Origin of the sequence: Corallococcus sp. CA041A (genome assembly GCF_003612075.1) — a bacterium.
GTDB lineage: Bacteria > Myxococcota > Myxococcia > Myxococcales > Myxococcaceae > Corallococcus > Corallococcus exiguus.
Genome location: NZ_RAWF01000080.1, coordinates 21,593 through 35,541 on the forward strand (window position 1 = coordinate 21,593; position 13,949 = coordinate 35,541).

10 protein-coding genes are annotated in these 13,949 nt (G+C 69.7%); 8 read left to right on the forward strand and 2 right to left on the reverse strand.

Annotated features, from left to right (window positions below; all coding sequences use genetic code 11):
• Positions 1–32: 32 nt before the first annotated feature.
• Positions 33–770, forward strand: a complete 738-nt coding sequence (locus tag D7V77_RS16455; protein WP_120577241.1) for a M50 family metallopeptidase — start codon at positions 33–35, stop codon at positions 768–770.
• Between the two features lie 13 nt (positions 771–783).
• On the opposite strand, the gene D7V77_RS16460 is transcribed toward D7V77_RS16455, so the two are convergent.
• Both D7V77_RS16460 and D7V77_RS16465 read right to left on the reverse strand, forming a co-directional pair.
• Positions 784–2,061: a hypothetical protein gene (locus D7V77_RS16460; RefSeq protein WP_120577242.1), complete on the reverse strand. Its 1,278-nt coding sequence runs from the start codon at positions 2,059–2,061 to the stop codon at positions 784–786.
• A gap of 128 nt (positions 2,062–2,189) precedes the next feature.
• Positions 2,190–2,849, reverse strand: coding sequence for an MBL fold metallo-hydrolase (locus D7V77_RS16465; protein ID WP_120577243.1), 660 nt, complete (start codon positions 2,847–2,849; stop codon positions 2,190–2,192).
• 106 nt (positions 2,850–2,955) lie between these two features.
• On the opposite strand from D7V77_RS16465, the gene D7V77_RS16470 reads away from it, so the two are divergent.
• The 7 genes from D7V77_RS16470 to sppA all read left to right on the forward strand — a co-directional run bounded on the left by D7V77_RS16470 (position 2,956) and on the right by sppA (position 13,606).
• The gene (locus D7V77_RS16470) at positions 2,956–3,669 is read left to right on the forward strand and encodes a hypothetical protein (RefSeq protein ID WP_120577248.1); all 714 of its coding nucleotides are present in this window, start codon (positions 2,956–2,958) and stop codon (positions 3,667–3,669) included.
• 288 nt (positions 3,670–3,957) lie between these two features.
• Positions 3,958–6,339, forward strand: a complete 2,382-nt coding sequence (locus tag D7V77_RS16475) for a DNA topoisomerase (ATP-hydrolyzing) subunit A (RefSeq protein WP_169820765.1) — start codon at positions 3,958–3,960, stop codon at positions 6,337–6,339.
• A 10-nt stretch (positions 6,340–6,349) separates the two neighbouring features.
• Positions 6,350–8,281 (forward strand): type IIA DNA topoisomerase subunit B, encoded by a 1,932-nt coding sequence (locus D7V77_RS16480; RefSeq protein ID WP_120577245.1) that lies wholly within the window; start codon positions 6,350–6,352, stop codon positions 8,279–8,281.
• Between the two features lie 94 nt (positions 8,282–8,375).
• Positions 8,376–8,831, forward strand: coding sequence for a hypothetical protein (locus tag D7V77_RS44735; protein WP_233597032.1), 456 nt, complete (start codon positions 8,376–8,378; stop codon positions 8,829–8,831).
• An 88-nt stretch (positions 8,832–8,919) separates the two neighbouring features.
• The gene (locus D7V77_RS44740; protein ID WP_233597038.1) at positions 8,920–9,834 is read left to right on the forward strand and encodes a PEGA domain-containing protein; all 915 of its coding nucleotides are present in this window, start codon (positions 8,920–8,922) and stop codon (positions 9,832–9,834) included.
• A 28-nt stretch (positions 9,835–9,862) separates the two neighbouring features.
• Positions 9,863–11,071 (forward strand): PEGA domain-containing protein, encoded by a 1,209-nt coding sequence (locus D7V77_RS16490; RefSeq protein ID WP_120577246.1) that lies wholly within the window; start codon positions 9,863–9,865, stop codon positions 11,069–11,071.
• A gap of 48 nt (positions 11,072–11,119) precedes the next feature.
• Positions 11,120–13,606, forward strand: coding sequence for a signal peptide peptidase SppA (sppA, locus tag D7V77_RS16495; protein ID WP_120577247.1), 2,487 nt, complete (start codon positions 11,120–11,122; stop codon positions 13,604–13,606).
• The last annotated feature ends 343 nt before the right edge of the window (positions 13,607–13,949 follow it).

The window sequence follows — 13,949 nt, forward strand, 5'->3', positions numbered from 1 at the left end:
TGTTCCGGTGTCCAGGCAGGAGGGGACCAGCGATGCGGACCGCGAGCGGGGCGACACTGGATTTCGGAAGGCTGGCGCTGCTCCTGCTCTTGATGGGGGCGTCCTGGTACTTCTGGTATTCGCCGGTGCTGTGGCCGGTGAAGGTGCTGGTGGTGATGATGCATGAGAGCGGGCATGCCATTGCCTCACTGCTCGTGGGGGGCTCGGTGGACCGGGTGCACCTCCAGGTGAACGAGGGAGGCAGCTGCCTCTCCCGCCTGCCGCCGGGCGTGCTCAACCGCGTCATCGTGTCGTCCGCGGGCTACCTGGGCAGCGCGGTGGCGGGCGCGGGGCTGATGCTGGCCACGTTCCGGTTCCGGCTGGGCCGCGCGGTGATGGGCGCGGCGTCCGTGTGGCTGGCGGTGATGGGCTTCTTCTACGCGGGGGACCCGTTCACCCTGGCCTTCTGCCTGGGCATGGCCCTGGCCATGGGACTGGGTGCGCGCTTCCTGCCCACGGGGCTGGTGGACGCGCTCAACCTGTTCCTCGCGGCCTTCACCGCCCTCTACGTCATCTTCGATTTGAGGGACGACCTGTGGAACAGCGCGGTGCGCGCGCAGAGCGACGCGGCCATCCTCGCCAGCGAGACGTGGGTGCCATCCATCGTCTGGGCGGCCCTGTGGACGCTGCTGTCGCTGGCCCTGCTGGGTGTGTCCGCGTACTGGGCCATGCACGCGAAGCCGGGCGGCGGCGTGAAGATGCCGCCCATGGCCCGCGCGCGGCGGGTGTGAGCCGAGCGGGCGCTCAGGTCCCCAGCCAGGCGATCACGTCGTCGTACGTGAAGGGGTGCTCGTAGATGTCCATCAGGTAGTCCTCCGCCGGGTCCATCACCTCGTGGTAGGTGTGCACCGGCGTGAGGCTCTTGGGGTAGCCGCCCACGGACTGGTCCGCGTTCCAGTACCCGAAGATGCCGAAGGCCATGGCCTTCATCCGGTCCGCGAAGAGCTGGGTTGCCACCGGGCCCGCGCCATTCGCGGGCCGCAGCAGGGCGACCATCTCGAACAGGCGGGCCGCCGTGTGCGAGCGCCCGGTCTCGATGGGCATGTGGTGCTCTCGCGCCGTCTCCGTGTCCGGCGAGTCCTCGTTGCGCGTGCCCGCGCCCTTGCGCCCCTGATCCCAGGCCACCTGCCGGCGCTCCGTGTGCGGATCCCCGGTGTAGCGCGTGAGGTCCTTCTTGAGCACGTTCGCGCGAGCTGCGCCGTCCGTCGTCCAACGCCTGGGCCGGGCGGGGCTCGTCGCCCCCTGGTAGGGATGCGGGACCAGCTCCTTGTGCATGGAGATCATGGCCCGGCTGTTGCCAATGGGGCTGAACAGCTCCTTGAGGTCGTGGAGGATGGCGACGTTCTCCGCGACGGAGAAGTCCCGCCGGTCATAGCTCAGGCTCACCCGGTCCTTGCTGCGCACGCTGTAGTCGTACAGCGGCTGCGCCGTCAGGTTCATCACCAGGTTGATGGGGTTGAGGTTGCCGCCCAGCTTCTCCCACTGACGGCGCTCGTAGGCCGGGTACGAGTTGGCCTCGTTGTAGCTGCCCGTCATGTTGGGCAGCAGGTTGAAGGGCGAGTACGTCTGCACGACGTGGCTGATGGTCCCGCTCCAGCTGTCGTGCTCCCAGAGGTACTGCCCCAGCGCCCTGCGCAGGTCATTCAGCGTCTGGCGTGTCCGGGCATGCTCCAGGACGTCCTCGGCCAGCTCCTGCTCCAGCTCGCGGTTGCGCTGGCAGCGGGCGTCGGCCTCGTACATCAGGTGCATGTAGAACTCGCCCTTGCTGGCGAAGGCCTTCCAGTAGGCCTTGGGCGCGGTGTTCGTCATGCCGAAGGTGGGCTCGAAGGAGCCCAGCTTCGTGCCCTTGGGGAACGACCACGGCTTCGAGGCGATCCACGACCGGAGCGTGTTGCGCAACCCCACCTTCGTCAGGTGGGCCAGCCGGGTGCGGTCCGTCGTCCGCGCGTACGAGTAGGCGCCGTCCGCCCACGTCTTCGCGTCCGCATCCTTCACTGCGACCGAGCTGATCTCCACGGGCATCGCGCGTCCCCTCAAGGCAGCGGGAGCCCTCTTCCGAGCTTCCCTGGCTTGAGTTTACTTCAAGACTGTCGCGAGTGCGCCCGTACGCGAAATCTCCGAGGGTGTCAGAAACGCCCGGACGTGGAGAGTCACCGCCGCGGTCGCATCCGGAAGGCCACGAACGACGCCATGTCCGGGAAGCCGAAGTACGGGTTCTTCTGGCGGATGGCCTCCATCTGGGCCACCGGCACGTCCGCGTAGTCATGCCCGGGGTACAGCCGCGCGGTGTCCGGCACCTTCGCCAGCACCTGCGACAGCGAGCGGTACATGTCCTCCGGGCTACCGCCCGGGAAGTCGCACCGGCCGCACCCGTTGATGAAGACCGTGTCCCCGGACACGAGCGCGTCCTCCGCCAGCAGGCAGTGCGACCCCGGCGTGTGCCCGGGCGTGTGCAGCGCATGGAACGTGCGCGCGCCCACCGGCACCGCGTCGCCCGCCCTCAGGGACCGAAGCGCGTCCCCCCCACGCTTGCGCAGCTCGCTGGAGAAGGCGACCTCCTCCGCCTGCGCGTACACCGGGACGTCATGGCGCGACAGCAGCTCCTCGAGGCCGTTGATGTGGTCGCCGTGGCAGTGCGACACGAACGCGCCCACCACGCGCTTGCCGTCCTGCGCCACCGCCGCCTCGATGGCCTGCACGTCCCAGGCCGGATCCACCACCACCACCTCCGGGCCGTCCTGGGGACCCACCAGGTAGACGAAGTTGTCCATCGGTCCGAGCTTGAGCTGACGCACGTACGGTGTGGGCATGGTTGTCCTCCAGACGGCCACTCTACGCCCCAGGCTTGCCGGCCCGGGGCCAGTTCCCTTTGAATGCCTCTTTTTGATGCCCCACGCCGTCAGGAGGTCCAAGTCCGTGAAGCGCCTGCCCACCCTGCTCGCCTGTTCGCTGCTGGTCAGCGCGTCCACCTCCGCCGCGGGGCGGTCCACCTCGACCTTCCGCTACAAGCCGTCACCGGACGATGAGCGCCCCGTCATCGTGGATGCCACCATCGGGCCCCAGGGCAGCGACTTCGCCATGCGCCTGAAGTTCAACAAGGACCCCTTCGGCGAGGAGTGCAAGCAGCGCTGCGCCAACGTCACCCTCTTCCTGGACACCGACTCCAGCGTCCAGTCCGGCCTCCACCTGGACGCCAACAAGGCCCCGGAGAACGGCGCCGACCTGGCGGTCGTCATCCAAGGCGTGCGGGAGTACAAGCGCCAGGACGCGCCTCCAGAGATGACCCTGCGCGTGAAGATCCGCCAGCTGAGCTCGGACGCCACCAGCGCGGACGCGGGCGAGCTGCTCGCGGACCTCAACAACCGCCAGGACCCGGAGCGCATCCAGACGGACGGCACCACGGTCTACCTGCTGGTGGACGCCACCAGCGCGCTCCTGCCCTCCGCCCGCAAGGTGCGCGTCATCTACCACCCGCCGGGCAGCAAGGCCCTCACCGCCACCATCAACGGGATGGCCGGTGGCGGCTCCGGCCGGGGCGTGCAGATCTTCAAGAGCGGCCGCGGCTGGGGCCGCGCCCCTGACGCGGAGGGCAAGAAGCCCCGCGCCAACCCCAACGGCGACAACGGCTAGTCCCAGCAGCCCGCCGGCCAGGCCCTGCCCCCACTCCCCTCGGAATTCCGGGGGGTTGGCGGTGGGTTTCAAGCAGGCATAGGACTGTACGGACGTGCAGAAGTTCCGGGCTGGAGCCGCTGCAACCTCCCGAATTCGTTCTCAATGTCAGAGGCCCATGGTAGTCCGGCCCATCTGACGTCGAGGGTCCCACCCGACTGGTAGTCGCAGCGCGCACGGCGTGACGCCCGCGCGCCGCGTCACGCCCGGCCGGTCGGCCCGTGTGAAACCCATCTGGATTCCATGACCATGCTCGCAGAAGCCGAAACGAAGTCGCGCAAGAAGCAGGGAGGCCCGGCAGGGGGCGGAGGAAAGGGCGGCGGCGGCGGCGGGTCCGGCGCTGGTGGCGGGGACAGCCTGCCCGCGGGCCTGGCCGAGGAAGCGCGCCGCCGGTACCTCAACTACGCCCTGTCGGTCATCACCTCGCGTGCCCTGCCAGACGTGCGCGACGGCCTCAAGCCGGTGCAGCGCCGCATCCTCTACGGCATGTGGAACGACCTGAACCTGTCGTTCGACACGAAGTACCAGAAGTGCGCGCAAGTGGTTGGCGCCATCATGGGCCGCTACCACCCGCACGGCGACACGGCCATCTACGACGCGCTCGTGCGCATGGCGCAGGACTTCTCCCTGCGCTACCCGCTGGTGGACGGCCACGGCAACTTCGGCTCGCTGGACGGCGACTCCGCCGCCGCCTACCGCTACACCGAGTGCCGCCTGGAGAAGCTGGCCACGGAGCTCTTGGGTGAGCTGGACAGCAAGACGGTCCGCTTCCGCCCCAACTACGACGGCACCCGGGACGAGCCCGTCGTCATCCCGGCGCGCGTGCCGCAGCTGTTGATGAACGGCACCACCGGCATCGCGGTGGGCATGGCCACCAACATCCCGCCCCATCACCTGGGCGAGCTGGTGGACGCGCTCCTGGCGCTCATCAACGACCCGGAGCTGCAGACCAAGGACCTGCTCAAGTGGATCAAGGGGCCGGACTTCCCCACCGGCGGGCAGATCCTCAACGACAAGAAGGAGCTGCGGGACATCTACGAGACGGGCCAGGGCTCCGTCCGCATCCGCGGCGAGTACAAGATGGAGGAGCACAAGCGCGGCGGTCAGATGATCGTCGTGACCTCCATCCCGTACACGGTGAACAAGTCCACGCTCGTCGCGAAGATTGGCGAGCTGGTGCGCGAGCGCAAGCTGCCGCTGATCACCGACGTGCGCGACGAGTCCACCAAGGACGTGCGCATCGTCATGGAGCTCAAGAAGGACGCCAACCCCGAGCTGGTGATGGCGTACCTCTACAAGCACACGCCCCTGCAGACGAACTTCGGCGTGAACCTGACGTGCCTCGTGCCGTCGGACAACCCGGACGTCGGCACGCCCAAGCGGTTGGACCTCAAGGCCATGCTCCGCTACTTCCTCGACTTCCGCCTGGAGGTCGTGACGAAGCGCTTCGAGCACGAGCTGGCGGAGCTCAAGCGGCGCGTCCACATCCTCGAGGGCTTCGAGAAGGCCTACGACGCGCTGGATGAAATCATCCGGATCATCCGCCAGTCGGAGGGCAAGCAGGACGCCGCCCAGAAGCTGATGGCGCGCTTCAAGATGGATGAGCTCCAGGTGGACTCCATCCTGGAGATGCGCCTCTACAAGCTGGCCCGCCTGGAGATCCTCATCGTCCAGAAGGAGCTCAAGGAGAAGCGCGCGGAGATCAAGCGCATCGAGGGCATCCTCAAGGACGTGAAGAAGCGCTGGTTGGTCATCCACGACGAGCTGTCCGGCCTCAAGGCCGCGTACACCGACAAGCGCCGCACGCGCATTGGCGGCGCGGGCTCAGAAGAGATGGAGTTCTCCGCTGAGGCGTTCATCGCGGACGAGGACGCCCACGTCGTGATTACGCGCGACGGGTGGATCAAGCGCGTGCGCGAGGTGAAGGACCCGTCCACCACCCGCCTGCGTGAAGGCGACGCGGTGATGGCGGTGCTCGCCGGCAGCCTGAAGGCGAACCTGGTGCTGTTCAGCAACTTCGGCACCGCCTACGTCACCCGCTTCAACGACATTCCGGCCTCCACCGGCTACGGCGACCCGGTGCAGAAGCTGTTCAAGTTCGACGACGGCGAGCGCGTGGTGGGCGCCCTGTCCCAGGATGCCCGCCTGCACCAGCCGGCGAAGCTGGTGGCGGTGACGCGCCAGGGCCTGGGCCTGCGCTTCCTCTTGGCGCCGCACACGGAAGTGTCCACCCGCGCCGGCCGCCGCTACGCGAAGACGGGCGAGGGCGACGAGATCATCGGCACGCAGCCGGTGGGCGACAAGGACCTGCTCGCCGTCCTCACGGAGAAGACCAACGCCCTCGTCTGCAAGGTGGCGGAGGTGAATGAGCTGGCGGGCCCCGGCAAGGGCGTCCAGGTCATCAAGGTGGACGCGGGCGACAAGGTGGTGGACTTCCTCGCGGCGCCGGCCAGTCAGAAGGACGCCGTGCTGGAGTTCGAGACGCAGAAGGGCCGCAAGCTGCACCTGTCACCGGCGAAGTTCTCCGTGACGGGCCGCGGCGGCAAGGGCCATGAGATGTCCAAGCGCGACACGGTGAAGGAGGTGGCCAAGCCCATCACCTTCGTGCCGCTGCCGGAGAAGAAGGAGTAGCGGGAAGGCCATGGCGACCAAGAAGGAAACCTACACAGGCGCGGACATCCAGGTCCTCGAAGGCCTGGAGCCGGTGCGCAAGCGCCCGGCCATGTACATCGGTGGCACCGACAGCACGGGCTACCACCACCTCCTCTGGGAGATCGTCGACAACTCGGTGGACGAGGTCATCAACGGCTTCGCGTCCCTCATCGAAGTCACGCTCCACAAGGGCGCGAAGTCCATCACCGTCGTGGACAACGGGCGCGGCATCCCCGTGGACATGATGCCGAAGCACAAGAAGCCCGCCGTGGAGGTCATCCTCACGACGCTGCACGCGGGCGGCAAGTTCGAGCAGGGCAACTACATCCACTCGGGCGGTCTGCACGGCGTGGGCAGCTCCGTGGTGAACGCGCTCACCAGCAAGCTGCTCATCGAAATCAAGAAGGACGGCAAGCGCCACGTGCAGTCGTACGCGCGAGGCAAGGCCACCAGCGCCCTCAAGGTGGAGGGCCCGGCGCGCGGCACCGGCACGTCCATCACCTTCGAGCCGGACGCGGAGATTTTCGGCGAGAAGCAGAAGTTCGACGCGGCCCTGGTGCGCGAGCGCCTGGAGGCGAAGAGCTACCTGCACAAGGGGATGACCGTCGTCTGGAAGGACGAGACGGCCACGCCCGCCGTGTCGGAGACGTTCAAGCACGACGGCGGCATCGCCGAGTACCTCACCAAGGTCGTGTCGGAGCGACAGAAGCCCATCGTCCCCGTGGGCGGCACGCCGTTCTACTACTCGCGCGACAACGAGGTCCGCCTGGAGGTGGCGCTGGCGTGGACGGAGGCCACGGACGAGCACATCCGCTCGTACGTCAACGGCATCCCCACGAACCTGGGCGGCACGCACGAGGCGGGCTTGAGGGCCGCCATCGTCAAGGCGATGCGCAACTACATCGAGACGCACGGCCTGACGCCCAAGGGCGTGTCGCTCACCGCGGAGGACATCCGCGAGGGCATCACCGCCATCCTCTCCGTGTACGTGGTGGAGCCCCAGTTCCAGGGGCAGACGAAGGGCCGCCTCAACAATTCGGAGACGACGGCGCAGGTGGACAGCGCCGTCCGCCCGGTGCTGGAGAAGTGGCTCAACGACAACAAGTCCATCGCGGAAGCGCTGCTGGCGCGCATCATCCTGGCCGCCCGCGCGCGCGAGGCGTCCCGCGCGGCCTCCGCCGCCATCAGCCGCAAGTCCGCGGTGAGCCACCGGCTCAACCTCCCCGGCAAGCTGGCGGACTGCTCGTCCACGGACCCCGCGTCCAGCGAGCTGTTCATCGTGGAAGGTGACTCCGCAGGCGGCTCCGCCAAGCAGGGCCGCGACCGGCGCACCCAGGCCATCCTCCCCCTGCGCGGCAAGGTGCTCAACGCGGAGCAGGCGTCCACCGACAAGGTGGCCACCAACAAGGAGCTCCAGGACATCGTCAGCGCGCTGGGCTGCGGCATCGGGTCCGACTTCGACATCACGAAGCTGCGCTACGGCCGCGTCTTCCTGCTGATGGACGCGGACAGCGACGGCCACCACATCGCCACGCTGCTGCTCACGTTCTTCTACCGGCACCTGCGGCCCCTGATTGAGGCGGGCGCCGTGCACATCGCCCAGCCGCCGCTGTACCGGGTGGACATTGGCAAGGAGACGTACTGGGCCCTGGACGAGCCGGACCGCGACCGCATCATCCGCGAGAAGGCCAAGGGCAACGCCAAGCCCAACATCATGCGCTTCAAGGGTCTGGGCGAGATGACGGCCGACGAGCTGAAGACGACGACGCTCGACGCGAAGAACCGCATCAGCCTGCGCGTCACCATCGACAACGCGCTGGAGACCGACCGCATCATCAATGACCTGATGGGGAAGGACGTCTCGGCGCGTTACAAGTTCATCACCGAGATGGCCGGCGAGGTCCAGGAGTTGGACGTCTGAGAAAGTGGAAGTCCCCGCACACCCGGGACGGGTTCACCCGTCCCGGGGAGGCATTGGTCTTCCGCCCCGCTGGTCGGCTAGCATCCGCCGAATCGTGAACACCACCCGCCTTGCCCTGACTGTCGCGCTCGCCTGCATGCTGAGCGCTCCCGCCGCCGACGCCGCCACCAAGCGGAAGTCCGCCGCGAAGAAGAAGCGCCCCGCCGCCACCAAGAAGGTCCCCGCGGCAGAGCCCGAGGACACCTTCACGCCTCCGGATGAACCGGCTCCCGACTCGGACGTGCCCGTCGCGCCCCAGGCGGCCGCTCCGGCGCCCGTCGCTCCGGCCACGCCCGCCGCCCCGAAGAAGCTGGCGGACGTTCCGGCTCCGGCGCGCGCGGCGACGTCCAACGCGGTGGCCATCTTTGGCGTGGCCCGCCAGTCGGCCGCGACGGACTCCGCGGCGAAGCTGGAGGACACGCTCACCCGGCGGCTGGGCAGCGCGGGCGACGTCCAGTTCGTGGACCTGGCCACCGCCTTCCCGCCCCCGGAGCCCCAGGGCAACCGCTGACGCCCTCTTCGACGAGGGCCGCGCGGCGTACGACAACCTGGACCCGGACGCCGCCGCGGCGAAGTTCAAGGCGGCCGCGGAAGCCTACGTGCAGCGCCCCGGCGACCTGCGCCCGGAGAAGCTGGGTGAGACGTACCTCTTCCAGGGCGCGTCCCAGCTGCTCAACGGCGACGTGGCGGGCGCGAAGGCGGCCTTCACGAACGCGCTCCTCGCGGAGCCGTCGCTGCGCCCGGACGCGGGCCTCTTCGGCCAGGACGTGCAGCGGGTGTTCTCGGAGGCGCAGAGCGATCTGAACGCGCAGCCGCAGGGCACGCTGGTGGTGAACACCCAGCCGCAGGGCGCGCGCGTGCTGGTGCGCGGCCGCGACGTGGGCACGACGCCGCTGTCCGGCGCGAAGCTGGCCCCGGGCCGCTACCCCGTGCAGGTGGTGCTGCCGGGCTACGCCCCGTTCGCGACGTACGTGGAGGTGAAGCCGTCCGCCCCCACGGAGCTGAAGACGAAGCTCGGTTCCGCGCCGGGCCTGTCCGCGCTGCGTGACGCGGCGACGAAGGCCGGCACGGAGGCCGCCTTCGACGCGAACGGCACGCCGCCGGAAGTGGGCGCCATCGCCGAGCGGCTCAACGCGCGCTACGTGGTGCTGGCGGCCACGTTCCAGGACAAGAAGGGCCGGCTGCACGGCGAGGTTCAGGCGTGGGACGTGCGCACCAAGAACCGCCTGCGCGGCGTGGAGGTGGACTTCGGCAAGCGCGACGGCAAGGGCAGCGCTGACTTCGCCGCGGACCAGGTGCACACCTTCCTCACCGGCGCCGCGCTGCCCCAGGGCCGCGAGGACGCGTCGAAGGAGCCGCTCGTGTCCAGCGACTCCGTGCTGCGCAAGCCCTGGTTCTGGGCCGCGGCGGCGGGCGTGGCGGCCGTGACGGCGGGCGTGGTGTACGTGGCCACCACGGACCGCGGCCCCGGCTTCAACCCGGTGAACGGTCTGCCCGGTGGAATTTCCTTCTAGCCCGGACGTCAAGCGCACAGGACTCCTCATGAAAGCCCTTCCGCTCGCGCTCGTGCTGCTGCCCGCCCTGGCGCTGTCATCCTCGCCCCCGGCGGGCCGCATCTCCGCGCTGCTCATCCCCATGGACCCGTCGTCCGAGTCCTCGGGGGTGCAGATGGAGAGCTACCTGAACGACGCGCTCGGCAACTTCCCCAGCTACTCCGTGCGCAAGCCGCGCGACCTCTTCGGTCTGCCGGACGACCCGTCCGCGCAGGCGTCCTTCCAGCGCGCGAAGAAGGGCTACGAGGAGAGCGTCAAGGCCTTCGAGGCGCGCGAGTACGAGGACGCGGAGCGCAAGGTGCGCGCCACCCTCAAGGAGCTGGACGGCTCCGTCGCGGCCATGACGTCCTGCTTCCCGCTGTGCGACGCGCTGGCGTTGCACGGCGCCATCCTCCAGCTGCGGGGCGACGTGGAGGAGGCCAAGCTGCTGCTCATCGACCTGATGGCGCTCAACCCCACGTTCGAGCTGAACCCCAAGCGCTTCAGCCGGGACTTCATCAGCCTGCGCGTGCAGGTGGCCACCAGCCGTCCCTCGCAGCTGCGCGGCAGCGCCACCTTCAAGTCCCGGCCCGCGGGCGCCCGCGTGTACGTGGACGGCGAGCCGGTGGGCTACACGCCGCTGACGCTGCCCACGCTGCCGGTGGGCAAGCACCTGGTGCGCATGGAGCGGCCGGGCTTCCGCCAGTTCGGGCAGATCGCGGAGGTGACGCCGGACGACGTGGACGTCGTCGCCTCGCTGGCGCCCACGGCCACCTACAAGGCCTACGACGCGCAGCTGGACAAGGTGATTCCGGACGTGTCCCGCCCCAGCGACAAGCCGGCCAACGCCATCGTCTCGCTGGGCAAGTCGCTGAGCCTGGACCGGGCGCTGGTGGGCACCGTGCGCGTCATCCCGGAGCGGGGCACGGAGCTCGCCGTGGGCCTCTTCGACGTGAAGAGCGGCAAGCGCCTGGGCTCGCGCAAGCTGGTGCTCCAGGGCGACGAGTACGGCCAGCTCAAGTCGGAGATGGAGCGCATCGCCAACCAGCTCATCAACAGCGAGGGCGAACAGGTCCAGAAGAAGCGCGACCCGCTGGACAACCGCAGCGGCGCGGAGGACTGGGGTTCGGAGGACCGCGGAGGCAACTCCCGACAGTCCGTCAAGAAGCACTCCGGGGATGATCCGCTGGACGACGTGTCGGGTACCGAGGACTGGTAACACGCGGCGCTTGTCCCGGGACGGCTCGCACCTAGAGTCCCGGTCCGTATGCGCCACCTGCCGCTGCTCGCCCTCCTCCCCAGCCTCGCGATTGCCCAGACGGGCGCCGTCGACCGCGCCCCCGTCCCGCCCCTGGGCATCACCCTGCCGCCCACCAACGCGGCGCTCATCGACGAAGCGCCCGCCCTGTCCCTCAACCCCGCCGGCCTGGGGTTCCAGGACGCGGGGCAGCTCTTCTACCTCCACGAGCGAAACCTCCAGTCCGACTCCGTGGGCGACGCCGTGTTCCTGGGCGCGCGCCTGCTGGGCCTGGGCGCGGGCTTCTCCCTGGAGTGGATCCGCGGCCAGAACGCGCCGGACTACCGCAAGACGTCCTTCGGCCTGTCGCTGGGGCCTCGCACGCTGCAGCTGGGCGCCGCGCTGCACGACTTCAGCAGCTCGGATGACCCCCGCATCAGCGGACTGACGAGTTGGGACGTGGGCCTCACCGCGCGCCCCTTCCGCTTCCTGTCGCTGGCCGCGGTGGCCAAGGACCTGAACGCCCCGGAGCAGGACGGCCTCAAGCTGCAGCGCCGCTACAACTTCGGCCTGGGCCTGCGCCCGCTGGGTGAGCGCTACACGCTGGGCGTGGACTGGATCTTCGCGGAGGGAGGCTTCCGGGAGGGCCTGGCCACGTACACGCTCCAGGCGGAGGTGGTGCGCGGCCTGAGGCTGGGCGGAGGCCTGTCCCACGGCTTCGTCAGCGGCATTCCCCTGGCGCTCCAGTTGGCGGCCACGGTGGACCTGGGCCACGCGGGCCTGACGTACGCGGCGGGCGGCGCGGGCAACGGCCTGGACCACGTGCTGCAGGTGCGCCTGTCGTCGGAGCGCTACCGCTCCCTGCACGGCGGCGGCGGCGTGGTGGCGCTGCTGGATTTGGACGACATGCTGGCTGGTGGCGTGAGCCCCGCGCTGGCCATCCTGGGCGTGAGCGAGGCGGACCCGTACCTGCGCCTGATGAAGTACCTGGACCTGGCCACGCGCGATGAGCGGCTCAAGGGCGTGGTGGTGAAGATGGAGGGCCTGCCCGGCGTGGGTTGGGGCACGGCGGAGGAGCTGCGCCAGTCGCTGCTCAAGCTGCGCGAGGCGGGCAAGAAGGTCGTGGTGGTGATGCTGTCCGGAGATGACCGCAGCTACCTGGTGGCGTCCGCGGCGGACAGCGTCTACGCGTTGACGGAGGCGTCGCTGCCCATCAACGGCCTGTCCGCCACGGTGACGTCGCTGGGCGGCACCATGGAGAAGCTGGGCGTGACGTGGGACGTGGCGCGCGTGGGTGAGTACAAGACGGCGATGGAGCAGTTCACCCGCTCCGACATGAGCCCCGCGGAGCGCGAGACGCTGGACGCGTACCTGGACTCCCAGGTGACGCACTACGAGAAGGCCGTGGAGGCCGGGCGCAAGCTGCCCCCGGAGAAGCTGCGCGCCGCGTGGGCGCAGGGCATCCTGTCCTCGAAGCGGGCGCAGGCGGCGGGCCTGCTGGACGGCGTGGTGTCCGCGACGGAGCTGGACGCGCGCGTGGCGGAGTGGTTCCCGGGCATGCGCTTCCACCCGACGTACTCGCCGCGCGAAGAGCGCGAGGACCGCTGGGGTCTGCGCCGCCGCATCGCGGTGGTGCCGGTGCTGGGCGACATCACCGGGGGCCGCAGCCGCGAGGACCCGCTGGGCTTCGCGCAGTTGGCGGGCGCGGAGACGGTGGTGCGCGCGCTGCAGGAGGCCCAGGAGGATCCGTCCGTGGTGGCCATCATCCTGCGCGTGGACTCCGGCGGCGGCGACGTGCTGGCCTCGGACCTGATGTACCGCGCGGTGCTGGAGGCGAAGAAGCACAAGCCCGTCATCGCCTCCATGGGCGACGCGGCGGCCTCCGGCGGCTACTACGCGGCGGTGGCCGCGGACGAGGTGCTGGCGGAGCCCACCACGCTGACGGGCAGCATCGGCGTCTTCTACCCGAAGCCCGCGCTGGAGGGCCTGGGCACCAAGCTGGGGGTGAACCAGGAGACGCTCAAGCGCGGCGACATGGCGGACCTGCTGGAGTGGTGGAAGCCGTGGACGCCCGAGCAGCAGGCCGCGGTGCAGACCTGGGTGGACGACTCCTACGACACGTTCATCACGGAGGTCGCCCGCAACCGGAAGATGGACAAGGCGAAGGTGGACGCCGTGGCCCGCGGCCGGGTGTGGAGCGGGAAGGACGCGCTCGCCCGGGGGCTGGTGGACGGGCTGGGCGGCATGCCGGAGGCCGTCGCGTCGGCGCGCAAGCGCGCGAAGGTGCCTACTTCGGAGGAGCTGGACCTGGACGTCATGGGGGACGCGCGCGGCTTCCTCTCCGGGCTGGGCGGGGAGCCCGGCGTGCACGCGCTGGCGGGGCTGCTGCTGCCCGCGCTGCCAGAGCGCCCGCCGGAGGCCCTGTCCGTGCTCGCCCGGGAGGTGGGGCTGGGTTCGCCCGAGCTCCTGCGCCCCGGTCTGAAGGCCATGATGCCCTTCCGCGTGCGCATCCGCTGAACGGCCTCCCGAGGTGCCCCCAAGCGCCGGAGACGCCTCCTGCCCCCCGGGGAGGTCTCCCGGTGGACAGGCCGCGCACACGGGCGGCGAAAATGCGGGCGCCTCATCCGGGCGCTCTGTTAGGGTGGTCAGTGCCTCCCGGCCGGCGCTAGGGCCGTCGGGGGGTTTCAGGAACCGGCGGTTTCGGCCTTCTCGCAGGCCCCGCGTCCGGCTTCCTGTCCCAAAACCTGCTTCCTGACGTCCCCGGCGGGCCCGCTCAAGGCCGCCGCCCTCAAAGGGCCGTCACGCGTGGAGCCCCATGAGCGAGAATTCCGACAACCCCGAGACCCGCAACCCGCCGCCC